Genomic DNA, 18,312 nt, shown 5'->3' with positions numbered 1-18,312 from the left:
CCCCCGGCCCCCTTGGGGCGCCCCCACCCCCGGCGCGCGGCCCCGTCCTGGTGGTTTGTGGGGGGGGGGCGTCCCAACACCCCCGGGGGTTTTGGGGGGGGGGGGGGGGGGGGGGGGGGCCCCCCCCCCCACGGCGACGCGTTTCATATACGCGTCACCCAGAAGTACCTGCTGCGCGCGCAACGCGCGCAGCATTTTCTATGGCGCACGGACTTCGGTTCAGTCGCGAAGCGCCCCGTGTCGCGCTACTGTCCACGGACAGACCCAGTGGCGGCTTTTCAGCTCACAGGCCGCGAATCTGTTGTGACAATCGGACAGGATTAAGACGTTGGATGGTCAATACGGACAATCAAGCGTCCGGTTCGGACCACAAACGCCCACCCGTTGCCCAGTTTTCGCGTTTGACGTCGGTCAGGATAATGTCCACCGAGTTCGGTTCGACGCCGAGCGATTCGCAAGTCGCTTTGGTAATGGCTTCGACGAACTGGCGTTTTTGTTCCAGCGAGCGGCCTTCGAAGAGTTCGATACGAAACGTGGGCATTGCATGAATCCGTGATGAGTGATGTTGAGAAGTGAATTCAATCGCGGTATGTGCGATCGAGCCTATCGAGCTTGCGTAGCAACGCAGGCCATTCCACCGCGCCTTCAATCGCACCGCCGTCGTACAGTTGATCGGCTGTGCGTGCTGCGACGGCATCGCCCGGCACGACAAGTTCGCTACCGCATGCTTGCGCCTGCAACTGGATTTCGCAGGCCTTGATCAGCGTCGCCATCAATACATAGGCTTCGGCGACGGTGCGGCCGGCCGTCAGCGTGCCGTGATTGCGCAACAGCATGGCCGGTTTGTTGGCGAGATGCGCGACGAGGCGTTCGCCTTCGGTCGGCGTAAAGGCGAGGCCTTCGTAATCGTGATACGCGAGGTGGCCATAAAAACGCAGCGCATGTTGCGACGCCGGCAGCAAGCCGGCCGGTTGTGCGGAAACCGCCACGCCTGCCGTATTGTGCAAATGCATCACGCAGAAAGCATCGGCACGTGCCGCGTGTACGGCGGCGTGCAGCGCGAAGCCGGTGGCGTTGACCGGATGCTCGCTCGCGCCGACGATGTTGCCTTCGATATCGATCTTCACCAGGTTCGACGCGCACACTTCGTCGAATGCGAGGCCGAACGGGTTGATCAGGAAGTGACCGGGTTCGCCGGGAACGCTGGCCGAGATATGCGTGTAGACCAGATCGTCCCAGCTGTTGAGCGCTGCGAGGCGATAGGCGGCCGCCAGGTCGACGCGGGTCTGCTGTTCCGCTTCGGATCTTGGCTCCGCCTCGGCGACGCGGCCAGTGGGCGTGTGGGTGAACGACATGTCTGTCTCCTGAGATTGCTTGATGAGCTGTGGTTGCGACTTGGGTCCGTGGGTTAAACCCGCGGCCAGGATCTGCACTCAAACCTGAGGCTTAAGCCCTTGGCCCAAATCTTCAACCCAAACCCGCAGTGCTAACCCGGGCGCCTGAACGATGCTGACGACGCGACACGCCTTCCGGAGTCGACACGCTTCGCCGCTCCGGCCACTGCCGTACCTTGCGTAAAACGGCCAGTGAGCCACCGCATGCTCCACGTCGAGAGTACGAACGGCGCGGTCATGGCCGGCAACACATAGTAAGCAGCCGCCATCTGCAGCACGACCGAAAGCACAACACCGCCGAGCGCCATCGCGATGCCGCAATCGGTCAGTGCGATCGCGGTCAGCGCGCCGTTGAATCCTAACAGGCCTGCGTCGAACGAGCTTGCACTCGCGCCGAGCAGCAGGTGCATGACGCTCGCGAGGCCCGCGCCGACCAGCGCCCACAACGCGTGCCGTCTTGACGCAGCCGCAATGCCGATCCATATGAGCACGCCTGCCAACGCGCCGGACGCAAAGCCGGTTTGCGCGAATCCAGCGAGTAAGCCGCTGCTCAATTGCACCGCGCTGAGCGTGGGTTCGGTGGCGAGGCTTGCTTGTTGAGCGACACGTGTCACCAGCGGCAGCCAAAGCCACGTGACGATCAAACAGGGGCTCGAGAAATAGCCGAGACCACGCGCGCGCAACCAGCGCGACCACGGTTCCAGCAGCCATGCCGTGCCTGTCGCAGCCAGGATGGCCACGGCGGCGGCCGTCGCGTTGTCGGCGATGAAGCTGAACGCGGCGAGACCGGCCAGCGCGCCATTGAAGCCATGCAGGCCGGCGCGCGTGTCGTCCTCGCGATAGCCGGCTAGCACCGCGCTCACGTTGGCCGCGATCGCGCCGATCAGCGCCGCGCAAGCGAGACGTGGATCGTATAGCAGCCACGCGCCCAGCAGGCACGCGCCGGTGAAGGCGTTCGGTTGCAGCACGATCTGGCCAAAACTGCGCAGCAGGGTGCGCAAGGCGGCGGAGTGTGCTTCGGTTGCGGCGGCGTGCATGGTTTGAGGGCGGCGGATTCGATGCGGCGCGACTTTGCCGCGTGCCGGTGAGGCACGCGCAGCGGGTCAGGTTGAAAATAAACCGCGAGCATAGGCTACTGGCGCCGCGCCGGGCATCGCCGCCGTTGATAGTGGCTATTTGCGACACATGCGCACGATAGAGCCGAAAGCCGGAAAACGATGCGTCGGCGAACCGAAAATTTTCGCGCTACGATAGAAACCCGGCGCGTTTGCCGCGCCGTTCCACAAGGAGACAGGCTGATGCGTGAACTAAGGTGGGCATCGGAAGAAGGCGACGGCTTCGAACATCTGGTGTTCGACGCGCGCGCGGACGGCTTTGCGGTGGAAAGCGTCCTGGTCGGGCAGCGCTACGGCAAGGAATATGGCCTGCACTATAAGGTGCGCTGCGATGCGCAATGGCGCACCACGTATGCGTGGCTGAAGATCGTCGGCGGCGCTGAGCTGGAATTGCACGGCGACGGCGCCGGCCATTGGCACGACGGGCATGGCCTCGTGCTGAGCGCGATTGAAGGCTGCATCGATATCGATATCGCCGCCACGCCCTATACGAACACGTTGCCGATCCGCCGTTTGCAACTGGCCGAAGGCGAACGTCAGCCGATTTCCGTGGCTTATATTTCGACGCCGGATTTAGAGGTCACGCGTGCCGGGCAGGCGTATTCGTGCATCGAATTGAATCGCGTATATCGCTATGAGGGCATCTTCCGCAATTTCACCGCGGACCTGACGGTGGATGAAGACGGCCTCGTGATCGACTATCCGACGCTGTTCACACGCCTGCCGCGCGACCGGTGACCGACGAGGCGCCGGGGCCGCCGTTGTCTGCTTGCAGTGCCCGGTGCTGCTCGACAAAGCGCTCGATGCCTGCCGCGATACGCTCGGGTTCGCGCAATACGACCCAATGCCCGGCATCGATTTCGGTGCGGCTATACGGACCGAGCCAGCCTTCGAGTCCAATGGAGAGCTCGGGCCCGACGTAGCGATCGCGCAGCGGCACGATGAATTGCACTGGCGCATGCGCATGGCGCGCACGCGGGTGCAGCAACTTGTCGATGAAATTGGCGCGATAAAGATTCAGACCGTTGATCGCGTTACGCATCTGCGCAGGATCGCGTTCAGGGCGTACCCGTTCGGTCAGGCGCAGCCATAACGGCCACGTGCGTGCGCCGCCCGCGCGCCATACCAGCTCCGGCAGCAACGGCAGGTGAAAGAAGAAGATGTACCAGGATTTGAGTGTTTGCCGAAGGCCGCTGCCGAACGGGCGCTTGGCTGTCTGATGCGCATTGGACTGTTCCGCACGATCGGCACCAGCACCAGCATCATCACCAGCGCTAACGCCGCGTAAGCCGAAAGACGCATGATCCAGGCACGGCCCTGAGATCGATGTGTACGACGCAATGCGGCCTTTGAAGGCCGGATCAGTGACCGCTTCCCAACTTTGAATGGAACCCCAGTCGTGGCCGACCAGGTGAAACGGTCGCGCGCCGCACGTTGCATCGGCGACGGCCGCGAGATCGGCGGCCAACCGTTCGAGCCGGTAAGCCGCGCGTGACCCGGGTGCGTCAGATGCCCCTGCGCCGCGCACGTCATAGCTGATGACGCGGTAGCGCGCGTCGAGTTGCGCGCGCACTGGCTCCCACACCGCCGCCGAATCCGGATAACCGTGCACCAGCACGATCGGCGGCGCGTCTCGCGGTCCACTCACGTAGACCGCGAGACGCACGTCGCCGGGCTGGACCGACAGCGTGTCGCGTATCACGCGGCCGCCTGCACGCCGCGTCGTGCGGCTTTACGTGCGCTCGGCGTGGCGGCGTTGGTGGCGTCCACCGCGGCGATTAGGCCGTCAATGCGCGACAGTTGCGCGCGATTGTCGTGATCCCACGGATGGAAACCCGGCCGGAAGAAACTCAGCCATTCGCCGGCAATACGCGGAAACACGCCATGACGCGGGCCGTACAGATACTTCACGACGCGCCACATGCCGCGGATATGGCCGCCGCGTTTGCGATCGGCGACTAGCAGACGCACGTGGAAGTCGAACACGATCAGCCAGAAGGTCAGCGTCGTGGCGAGCATCGTGCCAGTGCGCAGCAGATAGCGTCCGAGGCCGGGCTTCAGCACCGTATTCCACACGTCGTACGAAACCGACTTGTGTTCGGTTTCTTCGAGCGCATGCCACGTCCACATCTGCGTATAGCCTTCGACCGAACCGCCGATTCGCGATGCGTCCTCCAGCAGCAGGCCCGCCAGCATCGCCGTGTAATGCTCGAGGCAGACCGTGACCGCGAGTTGATACGAATGCGGCAGGATCTTGCGGCCGAAGTTGAGAATCGCCCACAGCCGCTTGTCGAGCTTATGCGCGGGCAAACCCGCTTCTTGCAACAGATCGTTGTATTCGATGTGCTCGCGCGTATGCATCGCTTCCTGGCCGATGAAGCCGAGCACCTGCTTTTTCAGCACCGGGTCGTCGATCTGGTCGCGGTAGTTGCGCACGCTGTCCATGAAGAAACGCTCGCCGGCAGGGAAGAGCAGCGAAAGCGCATTGAAGAAGTGTGTCACATGCGAGCCCTGCACGTGCCAATCCGAGGCGCGTTCGGGCGGTAAGTTGAAGCGGAGGTCGCGGCGAACCGGCATCATGGCCATTCTCCCTGTTTTCCTTTATGTCCTGTTGATCGTGTGGATTGCATTGCGTGCTGCACGCCGTCAGGCGGTGCGTCACGCACGCCGGCCGTCCACTTGCGCGGCGCGGCGTGCGCGCTTTTCCGCAATGCGTTTCATGCGGCGCGTCTGCATCACGACCAGCGCCTGATAGGCGGCCGGCAACGTACGCGCCAGCCAGTCGGCGGCGCGCGCATCGCGGCCGATCAGCACGCGCCGCTTGTTCTTGCGCACACCGTCGAGAATCACGCGTGCGGCTTCGTCGGCGGTGGTGATGAAAAACTTCTCGAAATCGTCCTTGCCTTGTTGTTCGTTTTCCAGCATGAAGCCGACCATGTTCGACGAGATCCGGCTCGACTGCGCGATGCTCGTGCGAATGCCGCCCGGGTGCACGCAGGTAGCCGACACGCCGCACTTCATCAGATCGAGTTCCTGGCGCAACGCTTCGGTAAAGCCGCGCACAGCGAACTTAGTTGCGTTGTAGCCGCTCATGCCGGGCTGCGAGAAGAGGCCGAACACGCTCGACGTATTGACGATGTGTCCTTCGCCCGACGCCTTGATATAAGGCAGAAACGCCTTCGTGCCGTGCACCACGCCCCAGAAATTGATGTTGACGATCCACTCCAGGTCGGCGTACTCCATGCCTTCGATGGTGCTCGACAATGCCACGCCCGCGTTGTTGAACACGAGGTTCACGCGCTGATGCTGCGCGGCCGTTTCAGCGGCCCATTCGAACATTGCAGCGCGGTCCGACACGTCGAGCACACGCGTAGTGATACGCAGCGGCGAGCCGACGATATGCGGCGCGGCGGCCTGTGCGAGCTGCGCGGTTTCGGCGAGGCTCGCGGCATTGCGATCGGCGAGCGCAAGGTGGCAGCCTTCGCGCGCCAGCCGGATCGCGAGCGAACGGCCCATGCCTGAGCCTGCGCCGGTGATCGCGGCCACTCTGTCGGTGAAGTTCTTCATTGGCTTATCTCCTGTCCTCTCTGAACGGTGCCTTGTCGTTATGTTTTTTCAGGTTGCTTCGGCGGATGTCGCGGCTGCATTGCCATGTGCATGCAAGGGTTGCTGCTGCGAGCCCGCGTGGCCGCCCACCGGCTGCACCGCGGGCGAATACGCGAGGTAATCGCCCATGCTGAAGGTGCTGGTCGCCTGGCGGAATTTGTAGGCGAATCCTGGCCACAGCGTGGTGTTCTTGCCGGTCTTCGGATCGAGATACCAACTCTTGCAGCCGCCCGTCGACCAGATTGCGCGGCCGAGTTTCTGCTGGATCTGTTCGTTGTAGGCGCGCTCGACATGCGGGCGCACTTCGATCGCACCGGCGCGTTCCGCGTTCATCGTCTTCAGCGCGCGCAGCACGTATTCGACCTGCGACTCGATCATGAACACCATCGAGTTGTGACCGAGGCCAGTGTTCGGGCCGACGATCATGAAGAAGTTCGGATAACCAGGCAGTGTCGTACCGAGATACGCATGCGCGCCATCGCGCCACGTATCGACGATATCGATGCCACCACGGCCGCGCACCACGCCCGCCGGAAATGGGTCGGCCACCTGAAAGCCGGTGCCGAAGATCAGGCAATCGGCCGGATGACGCGCGCCGTCGGTCGTGATCACCGCATCTTCTTCGACGCGAGCGATGCCGGTAGTCGTCACCGACACGTTCTGACGCGACAGCGCCGGGAAGTAGTCGTTCGAGATCAGGATGCGCTTGCAGCCCATCGTGTAGTTCGGCGTGAGCGTGGCGCGCAGTTGCGGATCGGGCACCTGGCGGCGCAGATGCCGCTCCGCGACTTTTTGTGCGGTCTTCATCAGCGAAGGATGAATCGCAAAACCGAAGGCGCGCGATTCGAGCATGCAGTACAGCGCCGAACGCATGATCTTCTGCGTGAACGGCAGGTGCTTGAACAACCATTGTTCGAACGGTTTCACCGCGCGGTCGGCCTTGGGCATGATCCACGGCGGCGTGCGCTGGAACAGGTTCAGATGCGAGACGCGCGGCGCGATCTGCGGCACGAACTGGATCGCGCTCGCACCGGTGCCGATCACCGCGACGCGTTTGCCTTCGAGCGGATACGTGTGGTCCCAGTGCTGCGAGTGGAACGCCTTACCCTTGAATTTCTCGATGCCGGGAATGTTCGGCAGGGCCGCGCGTGACAGTCCGCCCATCCCCGAAATCAGCACGCGCGCCGACCATTGCTGGCCGTTCGCGAACGTCAGTTGCCAGCGGTGGCGGGTTTCGTCGTAGATCGCGGAGGCCAGTTCATGGCCGAAGCGCAGATGACGCTGGATGCCGAAGCGTTGCGTGCAATCTTCCAGATAGGCGCGAATTTCTGGCTGACGCGCGAACATGCGGGTCCAGCGCGGATTCGGGGCGAAGGAGAACGAATAGACGTGGGATTGCACGTCGCAGGCACAACCGGGGTAGTGGTTGTCGCGCCAGGTGCCGCCGACCGAATCGGCCTTCTCGGCGATGATGAAATCGGTCATGCCGGCTTGCCGCAGCCGGATCGCCATGCCAAGGCCGGCAAAGCCGGATCCGATGATGGCGATATCGGTATCGACGGACGCGGATGCGTTGGGCGCCGCGTCGTCGGGGGGCATCATGCGTGCGTTCATCCGATCCGTCTCCTTGTTGTTGGCTCTTAACTGTTACATTGATTGATGTAACAATAGAGACTGTCAACGGATGACGCAAGTCGGCTGTTAGACCCTTGTCTCTAAGACCGGCCGCAGGTTTTCCCGCAATGTGAAATAAAGATAAGGACATCAGGCGTAAAAAAACGGACCCGCCGGTCCGCTATTCCAGGCTACAGTGCCTATGCGCAAGGCGTGCAGCCCGGCAACGCTCCACCCCGCTGCCGCTTCACTTCGCGGCCAGCGCTGCAGTCACGTCGCGGTTCTGCCAGACGTTGTCCTTCACCGTGATTTTTTGCGGAATCAGATGCGCGCCGTAAAACGCATCCGCGACAACCTGCTGTGAGCGCACGATCTCGTCGGTCACGGCGGTGGTGCCGTACGGATAACGGCGCACCCAGGTTTCGACCAGCTTCTGATCGAGGCCGACCTTCGGCGCGATCAGCGCAGCAGTTTCCACCGGATGGTCATTCACCCATAGGCCGGTGGTGCGCAACTGTCCAAGAATCGCACCGATCACATCCGGATGCTGCTGCGCGAAGTCGCGCGTCGCCTCGTAGAAATTATTGGGGCTATTGAGCTCGGCATAATCGACCAGCGTACGAGCCTTCAGCGTCTGTTGTGCGGCCGCGTAGTAAGGGTCCCAGATCGCCCATGCATCGACGGTGCCGCTTTCGAAGGCGGCGCGCGCATCGGCGGGCGCCAGATACACCGGGCGAACGTCTTCGTAACGCAGGCCGGCTTTCTTCAGCGCTTCGAGCAGCAGATAGTTCGCGCTGGAACCCTTCTGCAGCGCGACGCGCTTGCCCTTCAATTCCGCCACGCTATGCAGCGCGGAATCGCTTCTGACCAGAATCGCCTCGGCATGACGCCCTGACGGCTCCGCGCCGACATACACGAAGCGCACGCCACCGGCCTGCGCGAACACGGGCGGCGGCGCGCCGGTATAGCCGAAGTCGACGCTGTTCGCGTTCAGCGCTTCGAGCAGTTGCGGGCCGGCCGGGAATTCGAACCACTTGATGCTATAGCCGAGCGGCTTGAGCTTTTCGTCGAGCGAGCCTTGCGCCTTGAGGATCGCGAGTAAGCCCGACTTTTGATAGCCGATACGCAGCACGTTGGCCGGCTCGCTGCCGTTGCCATTACTGGTGCTCTGCGCGGTCGCGTTGAATGTGGTGAGCGCCGCCAGCAACGCAGCGGCGACGTGTAGCGAAATACGGGTATGACGGGACATGCTGCGAATCTCCATTGCGTTCGATTAGTCGAAGATCGTCGCATGGACGTCCCGCCGATCAAACGAAGCAATGCAGATTTGAATATGACGCGCGCGCGAACAGCCGGGGTATGAAAGCGCCTGCTCGCGCGCGGGAGGGAAGGCGCTCGCCCCGCACGCGAACAGCACCGCTAGCCAAAGCAAATCAAAGCAAATGGCCGCGTGCAACGCTATTTCCTGGGTTTATCTTTCTTTGCCGCGGCGCGCTCGGCTGCCGTGCTTTCGGGCGCGTGACCCAGCTTCTTTTCCATGATCGCCGCGACGCGGTCGCCGAGATAATCGCCGGAGGCTTCTTCCAGTGCACGGTTCATTTCGCTTTCCACCAGCACCATCGCCAGCGGCCGCACACGCCAGATCGCGTCGACCAGGGCGGGCACATCGGCGGGCGGCGGCAGGGCGTCGGCGTCATAGCGATCCAGTTGACGGACCACCAGATCGACCAACGCCTTGGCGACCGCATTGAAATGGGGCCTCGCGATACCCACGGCGTCGAGCAGGTCGGCAAGCGGAATGCCTTCCTTGGCCATGGTCGCGCCGGCGGCCAGCGCCGTTGGGCTGCCGGACACGAAGGAGAGGCCGTCGCGCTCCAGCAAACCCAGGTCGACCGCTTTGCCCAAGGCGCTCGGCGAGGCTTTGTCGCCGAACATTTGCAGCAGTTCGAGCAGCGAGTATTTTTTCGGCCGTTCGCGCGACCAGCGGCTGCCGATCGCGGTTTCGAGACCGAGGATCGAGCGCAGATCATGGCCTTCGTCGACGGCCATGATCAGATCCTGGATGTTCGCGAGCGTGTAGCCGCGCGTGAGCAGATGGTTGATCAGCTTCAGACGCGAGACATGCGTGTCGTCATACACGCCGACGCGGCCGCGCTTTTCCGGCGGCTCGAGCAGGCCGCGATCCTGATAGGCGCGCACGTTGCGCACGGTGGTGTCGCTCACGCGCGCGAGTTCGTCGACCGTGTATTCGTTGCGCGGCGTGGCGCTTGCCGGGACGCTCGGGGCGTCGGACGAGGGCGAAATGGGGGGCGGCGTTTTGGGCATGAGGGGATTTTAACGCGCCACGTCATCCGGCACGGTCGAATCGCCCACGCCCAACGTTCGCTGCATCAGCGTGGTGTCGAGCCACCGGCCGTGTTTGAAGCCGACCGCCTTCAACGTGCCGGTCAATTCGAAGCCTAACTGCGTATGCAAAGACAGCGAACCGCCGCTGCCGCCGTCGGCGATCACGGCAACCATTTGCCGCCACGGTCCGGTTTCGCAGCGCTCGATCAGCGCCTGCAATAGCACGCGCCCCAGGCCGCGCCCGCGATAGGCGTCGTTCACATAGATCGAATCTTCGATCGTGTTGCGATAGGCGGGGCGCGGTCGGTACGGCGTCGCGTAGCAGTAACCGGCGACTTCGCCGTCGATCTCGGCCACCATGTAAGGCAGCCCGTGACTACGCACCGACGCGAGCCGCGTGCGCAGGTCGTCGACGGAAGGCGGGATCTCTTCGAACGATGCGACGCCGGTCAGTACATGGTGCGCGTAGATCGCCTGGATCGCGGGCAGATCGGCTTCGGTGGCATCGCGGATCAAGGGCGCGGTGGACAGCGGGGTGGCAGTGGAGTCGGCTGAATGGGGCGTGGAGGGCGCGGGGCGGGTCGTGCTCATACGTGGTCCTGTCGGCGATGAGTCTGAGGATACGTTTCACTATGCCCGCCGCGGGCGAGAATTTGAAGCGAGTCAAAAATCGCCGCGACCTATAGGCAGTATCCGCGTATGCATAGGTGAGCGGCGTGATCGAGGGATGGCGCGCAGCGCCCGGCCATGCGGCTGCGCCGGGCGCTACGGATTTTCGTCGTGAAGACGCATGCACGTGGCATGCGTTTCGCCGATCAGTTATGCGAGTAAGTATCCGGCTGCGTCACATGCCCGCGATGATGCCGGTGATGCTTTGCCTTGTGCTTCGGCTTGGCCGGAGCCTGTTCCGCCGGTTGCGGTTGTGGCTGGGCCTGCACCGGTTGCGGCTGTTGGGCCTGGGCGCCGGGCGCGGGCGCCGGATGGGCGTTGCCGGACGGCAGCGAGCTCTGGCCTTCGCCGAAGCGAAAGGTTTGCGAGGTTTGCGCGTACGCGGTGGCGGACAGCGTCAGGGCGGCAACCGCCACGCAAATCGAAAACTTCATGAATGCATACTCCTTCTGAACGAGCCCGTGAGGATACCGCAATGCGACCGGTGACCTATTCGGCTTGCGGAAACACGGGTTCTCCAAGCGTGAGCATCAGCCGGTTGGCCCACGCGAAGATCGCGATAGCGTGAGTCAGGTCGAGAATCTCCGCCTGCGTCAGGCCGTTGGCTTCGAGCCGCTTGATGGCGGCGGCGTCAACGTTTTCAGGGTGGTCGGTCAGTTCGATCGCGTACTGGATGATCGCGCGCTCGCGCTCCGTCGTGCCTGCACTCGACGGATCTTCAAAAACCTGTTCGATCGCGTCGGTCCGCTTCGCGAGCTGACCGAATCGTTGCGCATGCACCGAAGCGCAATACACGCAGCCGTTCACGCGCGACACCACGGTGCTGGCGAGTTCGCGCTCGGCGCGCGGCAGGCCGCCTGGCGCATACATGATCGCGTTGAAGACCCCGGAGCGCTGCCGCAGAATTTCCGCCTGTTGGACCAGCAGCAGATAGTAGTCGGAGGTCTTGGCGTGCGGGTGGCTCTCTTCGAGCACGGCGATCTGCTCCAGTGTGGCGCCGGCGAGGCTGACCGTGTCGAGCCACGCGCGCCAGCCGAGCGTATCGAAGGTGAAGCCGTTGAACGGATCAACCCGCGATGCACTGGTGTTCACCTGACTCATGCTGCCTCCTGTGCGGCCCGCAATGCCTTCAGGCCCGCTACCACGCGTAGTTGATAAGTGACGAACGCAATCAGTTGCGACAACGCGACGATGCCGCGTGTCGTGATGCCGGCCTGCTGCAGCGTTTGCAGATGCTCGGGGCGTGCTTCGACTGGCTTGATCGTCAGCAGTTTGACGTGCGAGAGGATCGCGATCAGGCGAGCGTCGGTGGCGGCGTCGAGCGTGCCTGCTTCGATTGCGTCGAATGTGGTCGGCTGTGCGCCAAGGGCGATGAGCTTCGCTGCGTAGGCATCGGCGAGGTCGTTGGCGAGCGAAAGGCGCGCGGCATACCACGCGGCAAACAAACGCTCCTGCAGCGATAAGTCGGGCAACGCTGGATCGAACAACGCGTCTTCGCTGCGTTGCGTGTGCAGCGCGACTTTGTCGCGCGCGTGGCGGATCGCGGCGAGCGCGCTGCCGGCTTGCAGACCAGCGAGGGTGTCGATGGTGTCAGCGCCAGAGGGCGTTGCGGCTTGAGTCGGTGAAGCGAGGTCGGTCATGTCTGCTCCGGCGGGTTAATCGGTGTTTTCAGCGGTGTTTTCAGCTGCGTTCTCTGCTTGCAGGCGAGCGCGCGAAGTGTCGGACGATGCATCCGCATCGCTCCATTCGTCCCCGCGCAGCTCAGCCGTATCGAAGGCGAGCAGCGCCTGATAGTGCCGCTCGCGATCCGCGTCGAACAGGCGGCTTGCGATGCCGCGCGCCAGACGCTGTGCGCCATCGCTGATCGCGGGGATGTCGCCGGAGAGCTTGCCGTGGCTGAGGCTCGCGGCATGATTGAAGCAATGGATCTGCGTCAGCGCGGCACACGTGCCGGGCTCGCGCTCCTGAAACGCGAACGCGGCGCCGAGATCCGGCGACTCGGCCAGTTCGTACGAAGGCAACGCCGGGTCCGCTTGATAGCGGTCTTTCCAGCGCCGCACAAAGCGGGCGAACGGCGCGAATTCGGCGCGCGTGGCGATATCCGAATGAAAGCCGGTCGCGAAGATCAGAAAGTCGACCACGTAGTGGCCTTTCGGCGTCGTTACCGCGAGCGCGCCGTCGCGTTCATCGAGTGCAACAATTGGGCTGCCGACGTGAAAGCGTGCGCCCTCGTGGCGTGAAACCCGCAGCACGCTGTCTCTTGGCGGTGGTGTTTGCTCGGTCTGTGCGTAATGCAGGAAACGCCATTTGGACGCATCGTCGAGATCGGCGAAACCATGCACGAGCCCCGGACTGCCGATGCCCGTCAGCTTGTTTACGCGCGGAATATCGTCACGGCGGATAAACAGATCGACGCTGGCCGTACCCGTTTCGAGCGCGGTCGCGGCATTGTCGAAGGCGGACGCACCCGCGCCGACGACACCGACACGCTTGCCGGTCAATGCGGCGAAATCGATTGCATCCGCGGAGTGCGCCCAGTAGCGGTGCGCAATCGTATTGGCGATACCAGGTACCGACGGACCGCCCAAACCGTCGCGTCCGGTGGCGAGCACGACATGCCGCGCGAGCACCGTGCGCTGCCCGCTCGCATCAGCGAGATCGAGTTCAAGCAGGCCATCGTCGCGAGGACGTAGCGAGGTCAACGTGGTGTCGTTTTGCACCGGAAGATCGAGCACCTCGCGATACCAGCGCAAATAGTCCATCCACTGCGTTCGCGGAATCTTGTAGAGCGCATCCCACGCAGCGCTGTCGAATTGCGCTTCGTACCACGCGCGAAACGTGAGGGCCGGCATGCGCAGGGCGGGCCCCGTGAGTTGCTTGGGCGAGCGCAGCGTTTCCATTCGCGCGAACGATACCCATGGACCTTCGCGTCCTGACGGCGCGCGGTCGAACACCTGCAGATTGTCGATGCCGAGCCAGCGCAGTTCCGCCGCCGCAGCGAGCCCCGCCATGCCGCCGCCGATCACGGCGACATCGAGCACGCGTTGAGCACCGGCGAAACGCGGCGGGACCCATGAGGACGCGGGCAATTCCAGCCAGCGCAGATCTTCACGCAAGCGGGCTTCGAGTGCGGCAAGGCGATTCATGCTGTGTGTTCCGGGTGTTTGGTGCGGGCACGGGAGACGCGGGTTTCGCGCTGTAGCAGTGCATCGTGTTGCTGGGCGGGATGTAGCACAACGCCTTCGAGCAGCTCGCGGGTCGCGTGTTCGATGGATCGCAGCAATGCGTCGACGGCCGCGCGGCGTGGTTTGCCTGCGGGCGTCACGACTCCGAAGAAGAACGGGATCGCGCAATCGAGCGGCCGTGCCGTCACGCCTTCGATCGACAGACCGAGGCCCGTGGCCGGATCCACGATCGCGACACCGGCGCCCGCGCGAGCAGCCATCACTGCGTTTAGCGAGGCATTGGTTTCGAGAAACACGTCAGCGGAAATGCGCGCAGCCGCGAACGCTGCGTCGATCCGATGCCGCAACCGAAAGCGGTTCGCCACGGTGACGATGCGCCGGTCCGCCAGATCGCGCAGCGCAATGCTCGGCTGCGTGGCTAGCGGATCGCCGCTCTGCACGAGCGCCACGCAGGGCGCTTCGGCGATCCAGTGGATGTCGAGTCCCGCATGCCCGATCGGCAGCGTCACCAGACCGATATCCGCGGTACGAGTCAGGACTTCATGCACGACGTGTTCCGCCGACAAACTGCGTAACTGGAATTGCGGCGCATGGCCGAGCGGTGGCAACGAGGCAATGGCAGGCGGCACGATCGACGCCGCCAGCGCGGGCGTGGCCGCCACGCGCAATGGTTCCGCTTCGTCGAGGCCGATGGCGCGTGCCCGTTGCTCGATGGTCTTCAGCCCGATCAGCGAACGCTCGACTTCTTCGTAAAGCAGAAATGCGCGATGCGTCGGCGTCACACGCGGACCGTTGCGATTGAACAGCGCATAGCCGAGATCCGCCTCGAGCTCCTGAATCTGACGCGTGACGGCCGGCTGCGAGCGTTCGAGCAAACGTCCCGCACCGGTGATGCTGCCGGCGGACATAACCGCCGAAAATGCTTCGAGTTGATGCAGCTCCATGACTCGCCCTGGCAATTCGGTCTGCGCATTGTAGGGTCGTCTGAATGCGGGATTTATATAATGAATTCCGATATCGACAGCCGAAAAAATGCGAAGCGGATTCGCGGGCGAGGGCGCGGCGCCGCGGATTTTGTTTCATATGGCGCGTGTCGGAAGAGAGAAAAGTCAGTTGCGTCAATGAGATACCACGGTGTGCCTGCGCATGAGCGTGAACACGGGTTCGTTGCGTTGCCGCGAGCGAGCGGAGGCATCCTCTCCAACGTGATAACCATATTCCCAAAACTTCGTTGGTTCGCCGGAATTCACCGTGGTTACATGGCCCCACTTTGAAGCTGACAGGCGGGGCAAACATGAAACACGAATCCAAATCGTCGCGGACCAACTGGTCACGCTGGCTGAAAACGCTGCCGGTGCTCGCAGCAGTAGTGGGCATCGCAGCAACCTCGCCGGCCTACGCCGGCGCCGCAACGGGCGAGCCGTATCTCATCGGCGTGAGCGGACCGCTGACCGGACAGGACGCGCAATACGGCACGCAGTGGAAGCGCGGCTTCGATCTCGCGCTGGAGCAGATCAACAGCCAGGGCGGCATCAAGGGCCGCCCGCTTGCCTATGACTTCGAGGACAGCCGTGGCGACCCGCGCCAGGCCGTGTCGATCGCGCAGAAGTTCGTCGGCGATCCGCGCATTCTGCTGGAGCTGGGTGACCTGTCTAGCACGACCTCGATGGCTGCTTCGCCGATTTATCAGCGGGCACAACTCGTGCAATTCGGCTTCACCAATTCGCACCCCGACTTCACCAAGGGTGGCGACTACATGTGGAGCACTGCACTGAGTCAAGCCGAAGAGCAACCGCTGCTCGCGCACTACGCGACGAAAGAGCTCGGCTTCAAGCGTATCGCCGTGCTCTATCTGAATACCGACTGGGGCCGCACCAGCAAGGACATTTTCGCGAAAGCGGCCACGCAGGATGGCGCACAGGTTGTCGCGGCGGAGGGCTATCAGCCGACCGAAAAGGATTTCCGCGCGACGCTGGTGCGCGTGAACGAAGCGAAGCCCGATTCGCTCGTGCTGATCTCGTACTACGCGGATGGAGCGCAAATCGTGCGCCAGGCGCGTTCGTCGGGTTTGACGCAACCGATCGCGGCAGTGGGCTCGGTCTATTCGCCGAAGTTTCTTGAACTCGGCGGCGAGGCCGTGAACGGCGTATTCACCGAATCCAATTTCTTCCCCGGCGACAAGCGGCCAGAAGTGCAGGACTTCGTGCAGCGTTATCGCGCGAAGTACAACGGCGAGCCCGATACCTTCGCCGCGCGTGCTTACGACGCGATGATCGTCTCGGCGGAAGTCATGCGCCGCTACGGCGTGACCCGTCAGGCAGTGCACGACGGCCTGAAGCAGATCAAGGACGTACCGAGCCTGATCTTCGGCAAGGTGCAGTTCGATCCACAGACGCGCCGGGTGGCCGGCGCGCGCAGCGTGTACCTGGTCGTCAAAGACAATCAGTTCACGCAATGGGACGGTGCTAAGCCGCAGATCGCTTCCAAATAACGCCTGGGCAACGCACAAGCAACGCTCACGTGTCTGCTTCTCACCGGATCTGAATGCTATGGCTTCATGGCTCGACTACACGATCAACGGACTGATCGTCGGCAATATCTATGCATTGCTGGCGGTTGGCCTCGCGCTGATTTTCGGCGTGTCGCATCTGATCAACTTTGCGCACGGCTCGGTGTACATGATCGGCAGCTTCATCGGCTGGCTGTGCCTGACGCGGCTCGGTTTGCCGTTGCCGCTGGCCTTGCTGGCGGTGGTGGTCGGCTGCGGGCTGCTGGGCATCGCGATCGAGCGCATTGGCTTGCGGCCGCTGCAGGGCGCGGCACGCATCGCGCCGCTACTCGCGACGATCGGTATCAGCTTCGTGCTCGATCAGTGCGCGCAGTTGCTGTTCGGCGCCGATCCGCGGCCGGTGCCGAGCACGCTGCCTGATTGGCACTTTCGCCTCGGCGGCGCAACGATCGGTTCGCTGGATCTGCTGATCGCAGGCATCGGCGTGACGGCGGCTGCCGTGCTCTATGTGTTCCTGCGTTTCACGCGTCTCGGTTGGGCCGTACGCGCCACTGCGCAGGACCGGGACGCGGCGCAGCAGATGGGCGTCAACGTCAACGGCGTCAATCAGGCGGTGTTTGCGATTGCGTGCGCGCTCGGCGGTGTGAGCGGCTTGCTGGTCGGCATGTACTACAACAGCATCGATCCGGCGATGGGTTTCCAGGCTACGCTCAAAGGCGTGGTGGCGTTGCTGATCGGCGGTCTGGGCAACGTGCCGGGCGCGATTGTCGGCAGCCTGCTGCTGGGTCTGGTCGAGAGTTATGGCGTGGCGATCTTCGGCACCAGTTACCGCGATCTGTTCGCGTTCGTTTTGCTGTTGCTGTTTCTGGTGTGGCGTCCCAATGGACTCTTTAGCGGCAGCCGCCGTTTGCCGCCCGAGCCGATGACGGGCACGTTCCTGTCGGCGGGCAAAGCGGTGAAAGTGCCGCGTGCCGTGGTGATTGCGCTGGCGCTGGCTGCGGTTGCGCTGCCGTTCGTCGCCAGTTCGTCCTATCTCCTGCAAACGCTCACCAATGCCTGGCTATACGGAATGTTGGCGTTGAGTCTGACGCTGGTAGCGGGTACGGTTGGGCAGATTTCGCTTGGCCATGCCGCGTTGCTGGTGATCGGCGCGTATGCGTCCGCGTTACTGTCGACGAATCTCGGCTGGTCACCCGTCGTGACGATCTTCTGCGCCGGACTGATTACCGCCGCGCTCGGTACGCTGCTGGTTTATCCGGCGTTCCGTTTGCGCGGTCACTACGTGTCGATTGCGACGCTCGGCATCGGCGAAGTGGTGAGTCTCGTGATCCTCAACTGGGATAGTTTGACGCGTGGCCCGCTCGGCATCGCAGGCATTGCGCCGTTGTCGGCGTTCGGCTGGACGCCCGCCAGCGCTCGCGCGATTTACTGGTTCGCGCTCGGCGTGCTGATCGTGCTGGCGCTCTTGCAAACGCGGCTGTTGGGCTCGCATCTGGGCCGCACGCTGCGCGCTATTCGCGAAGACGAGGTCGCCGCGCGCTCACACGGCATTCGCCCGAACCGCTACAAGGCGATCGCGTTTGCGTTCGGCGGGCTGGCGGCCGGCATCAGCGGCGGGATTGCGGCGCATCTGTATAGCTACATCAACAACCAGACCTTCGATTCGCAAGTCTCCATCCTCGCCTTGACGATGGTGATTCTCGGTGGCCTCGGTAACGTGCTGGGCGGCATTGTCGGCGCGGTCGCGCTGATCGGCCTGCCGGAGATTTTCCGCTGGGCGGCCGACTATCGGATGTTGATCTACGGCCTGGTGTTGCTGCTGCTGGTGCGGTTCAGGCCGCAGGGTTTGCTGGGAACGGCATGACGGAGCGCAC

The 18,312-nt window shown here is 63.3% G+C and carries 18 protein-coding genes; 3 read left to right on the top strand and 15 right to left on the bottom strand.

The annotated features are described in order from the left end of the window. Positions 1-349: 349 nt before the first annotated feature. The 3 genes from M0D68_RS33770 to M0D68_RS33760 all read right to left on the bottom strand — a co-directional run bounded on the left by M0D68_RS33770 (position 350) and on the right by M0D68_RS33760 (position 2,431). Positions 350-697 carry a 4-oxalocrotonate tautomerase gene (locus tag M0D68_RS33770; protein WP_266226624.1) on the bottom strand — a complete coding sequence of 116 codons (348 nt, stop codon included), beginning with the start codon at positions 695-697 and terminating at the stop codon, positions 350-352. After that, positions 579-1,355, bottom strand: coding sequence for a class II aldolase/adducin family protein (locus M0D68_RS33765; protein WP_093638293.1), 777 nt, complete (start codon positions 1,353-1,355; stop codon positions 579-581). The genes M0D68_RS33770 and M0D68_RS33765 overlap by 119 nt, the downstream gene beginning before the upstream one ends. A 131-nt stretch (positions 1,356-1,486) precedes the next feature. Further along, entirely contained in the window at positions 1,487-2,431 is a 945-nt protein-coding gene (locus tag M0D68_RS33760; protein ID WP_093638296.1) for an urea transporter, read from the bottom strand. 261 nt (positions 2,432-2,692) lie between these two features. Between M0D68_RS33760 and M0D68_RS33755 the strand changes: the two genes are divergently transcribed. Next, positions 2,693-3,247: a putative glycolipid-binding domain-containing protein gene (locus M0D68_RS33755; protein ID WP_093638299.1), complete on the top strand. Its 555-nt coding sequence runs from the start codon at positions 2,693-2,695 to the stop codon at positions 3,245-3,247. Here the strand turns inward: M0D68_RS33755 and M0D68_RS33750 are convergent. From M0D68_RS33750 to M0D68_RS33695, 12 genes are all read right to left on the bottom strand, one after another. Then, positions 3,222-4,211 carry an alpha/beta fold hydrolase gene (locus tag M0D68_RS33750; protein ID WP_266226623.1) on the bottom strand — a complete coding sequence of 330 codons (990 nt, stop codon included), beginning with the start codon at positions 4,209-4,211 and terminating at the stop codon, positions 3,222-3,224. The two genes, M0D68_RS33755 and M0D68_RS33750, sit on opposite strands and share 26 nt — an antisense overlap. Continuing rightward, the gene (locus M0D68_RS33745; protein ID WP_054036549.1) at positions 4,208-5,089 is read right to left on the bottom strand and encodes a metal-dependent hydrolase; all 882 of its coding nucleotides are present in this window, start codon (positions 5,087-5,089) and stop codon (positions 4,208-4,210) included. The genes M0D68_RS33750 and M0D68_RS33745 overlap by 4 nt, the downstream gene beginning before the upstream one ends. 78 nt (positions 5,090-5,167) lie before the next feature. Continuing rightward, positions 5,168-6,076, bottom strand: a complete 909-nt coding sequence (locus M0D68_RS33740; RefSeq protein ID WP_093638305.1) for an SDR family oxidoreductase — start codon at positions 6,074-6,076, stop codon at positions 5,168-5,170. A 48-nt stretch (positions 6,077-6,124) separates the two neighbouring features. Next, positions 6,125-7,729 (bottom strand): NAD(P)/FAD-dependent oxidoreductase, encoded by a 1,605-nt coding sequence (locus M0D68_RS33735; RefSeq protein WP_266226620.1) that lies wholly within the window; start codon positions 7,727-7,729, stop codon positions 6,125-6,127. Positions 7,730-7,976: 247 nt separating this feature from the next. Continuing rightward, positions 7,977-8,978 carry a sulfonate ABC transporter substrate-binding protein gene (locus tag M0D68_RS33730; RefSeq protein ID WP_093638815.1) on the bottom strand — a complete coding sequence of 334 codons (1,002 nt, stop codon included), beginning with the start codon at positions 8,976-8,978 and terminating at the stop codon, positions 7,977-7,979. A gap of 209 nt (positions 8,979-9,187) precedes the next feature. Further along, on the bottom strand, positions 9,188-10,054 hold the full coding sequence (locus M0D68_RS33725) for a MerR family transcriptional regulator (RefSeq protein WP_093638310.1): 867 nt from the start codon (positions 10,052-10,054) through the stop codon (positions 9,188-9,190). Between the two features lie 9 nt (positions 10,055-10,063). After that, positions 10,064-10,666 carry a GNAT family N-acetyltransferase gene (locus M0D68_RS33720; RefSeq protein WP_266226617.1) on the bottom strand — a complete coding sequence of 201 codons (603 nt, stop codon included), beginning with the start codon at positions 10,664-10,666 and terminating at the stop codon, positions 10,064-10,066. Positions 10,667-10,890: 224 nt separating this feature from the next. Next, complete coding sequence (locus tag M0D68_RS33715; RefSeq protein ID WP_266226615.1) at positions 10,891-11,178, bottom strand: hypothetical protein; 288 nt, start codon at positions 11,176-11,178, stop codon at positions 10,891-10,893. A 55-nt stretch (positions 11,179-11,233) separates the two neighbouring features. Further along, positions 11,234-11,845, bottom strand: a complete 612-nt coding sequence (locus M0D68_RS33710) for a peroxidase-related enzyme (RefSeq protein WP_200619767.1) — start codon at positions 11,843-11,845, stop codon at positions 11,234-11,236. After that, positions 11,842-12,384, bottom strand: a complete 543-nt coding sequence (locus M0D68_RS33705) for a CMD domain protein (RefSeq protein ID WP_093638322.1) — start codon at positions 12,382-12,384, stop codon at positions 11,842-11,844. The genes M0D68_RS33710 and M0D68_RS33705 overlap by 4 nt, the downstream gene beginning before the upstream one ends. Positions 12,385-12,399: 15 nt before the next feature. Continuing rightward, positions 12,400-13,890 carry an NAD(P)-binding domain-containing protein gene (locus M0D68_RS33700; protein ID WP_266226613.1) on the bottom strand — a complete coding sequence of 497 codons (1,491 nt, stop codon included), beginning with the start codon at positions 13,888-13,890 and terminating at the stop codon, positions 12,400-12,402. Next, positions 13,887-14,873 (bottom strand): LysR family transcriptional regulator, encoded by a 987-nt coding sequence (locus M0D68_RS33695; protein ID WP_200619764.1) that lies wholly within the window; start codon positions 14,871-14,873, stop codon positions 13,887-13,889. Before M0D68_RS33695 ends, M0D68_RS33700 begins: the two co-directional genes overlap by 4 nt. Before the next feature lie 350 nt (positions 14,874-15,223). On the opposite strand from M0D68_RS33695, the gene M0D68_RS33690 reads away from it, so the two are divergent. Both M0D68_RS33690 and M0D68_RS33685 read left to right on the top strand, forming a co-directional pair. After that, positions 15,224-16,420 (top strand): ABC transporter substrate-binding protein, encoded by a 1,197-nt coding sequence (locus M0D68_RS33690; protein WP_266226611.1) that lies wholly within the window; start codon positions 15,224-15,226, stop codon positions 16,418-16,420. Positions 16,421-16,478: 58 nt separating this feature from the next. Then, complete coding sequence (locus M0D68_RS33685) at positions 16,479-18,302, top strand: ABC transporter permease (protein WP_266226610.1); 1,824 nt, start codon at positions 16,479-16,481, stop codon at positions 18,300-18,302. Positions 18,303-18,312 lie beyond the last annotated feature (10 nt).

Source organism: Paraburkholderia sp. SEWSISQ10-3 4, assembly GCF_030464785.1.
In the GTDB taxonomy this organism is placed as follows: Bacteria; Pseudomonadota; Gammaproteobacteria; order Burkholderiales; family Burkholderiaceae; genus Paraburkholderia; species Paraburkholderia aspalathi.
Note: the sequence above shows the minus strand (reverse complement) of the source record. Positions and strands in the feature narration are given on the sequence as shown.

Coding starts and splice junctions, on each gene's coding strand:
- M0D68_RS33770 (WP_266226624.1), bottom strand. CDS start 697: ATGCCGTCGCAGCACGCACAGCCGATCAACTGTACGACGGCGGTGCGA.
- M0D68_RS33765 (WP_093638293.1), bottom strand. CDS start 1,355: ATGTCGTTCACCCACACGCCCACTGGCCGCGTCGCCGAGGCGGAGCCA.
- M0D68_RS33760 (WP_093638296.1), bottom strand. CDS start 2,431: ATGCACGCCGCCGCAACCGAAGCACACTCCGCCGCCTTGCGCACCCTG.
- M0D68_RS33755 (WP_093638299.1), top strand. CDS start 2,693: ATGCGTGAACTAAGGTGGGCATCGGAAGAAGGCGACGGCTTCGAACAT.
- M0D68_RS33745 (WP_054036549.1), bottom strand. CDS start 5,089: ATGATGCCGGTTCGCCGCGACCTCCGCTTCAACTTACCGCCCGAACGC.
- M0D68_RS33740 (WP_093638305.1), bottom strand. CDS start 6,076: ATGAAGAACTTCACCGACAGAGTGGCCGCGATCACCGGCGCAGGCTCA.
- M0D68_RS33735 (WP_266226620.1), bottom strand. CDS start 7,729: ATGAACGCACGCATGATGCCCCCCGACGACGCGGCGCCCAACGCATCC.
- M0D68_RS33730 (WP_093638815.1), bottom strand. CDS start 8,978: ATGTCCCGTCATACCCGTATTTCGCTACACGTCGCCGCTGCGTTGCTG.
- M0D68_RS33725 (WP_093638310.1), bottom strand. CDS start 10,054: ATGCCCAAAACGCCGCCCCCCATTTCGCCCTCGTCCGACGCCCCGAGC.
- M0D68_RS33720 (WP_266226617.1), bottom strand. CDS start 10,666: ATGAGCACGACCCGCCCCGCGCCCTCCACGCCCCATTCAGCCGACTCC.
- M0D68_RS33715 (WP_266226615.1), bottom strand. CDS start 11,178: ATGAAGTTTTCGATTTGCGTGGCGGTTGCCGCCCTGACGCTGTCCGCC.
- M0D68_RS33710 (WP_200619767.1), bottom strand. CDS start 11,845: ATGAGTCAGGTGAACACCAGTGCATCGCGGGTTGATCCGTTCAACGGC.
- M0D68_RS33705 (WP_093638322.1), bottom strand. CDS start 12,384: ATGACCGACCTCGCTTCACCGACTCAAGCCGCAACGCCCTCTGGCGCT.
- M0D68_RS33700 (WP_266226613.1), bottom strand. CDS start 13,890: ATGAATCGCCTTGCCGCACTCGAAGCCCGCTTGCGTGAAGATCTGCGC.
- M0D68_RS33695 (WP_200619764.1), bottom strand. CDS start 14,873: ATGGAGCTGCATCAACTCGAAGCATTTTCGGCGGTTATGTCCGCCGGC.
- M0D68_RS33690 (WP_266226611.1), top strand. CDS start 15,224: ATGAAACACGAATCCAAATCGTCGCGGACCAACTGGTCACGCTGGCTG.
- M0D68_RS33685 (WP_266226610.1), top strand. CDS start 16,479: ATGGCTTCATGGCTCGACTACACGATCAACGGACTGATCGTCGGCAAT.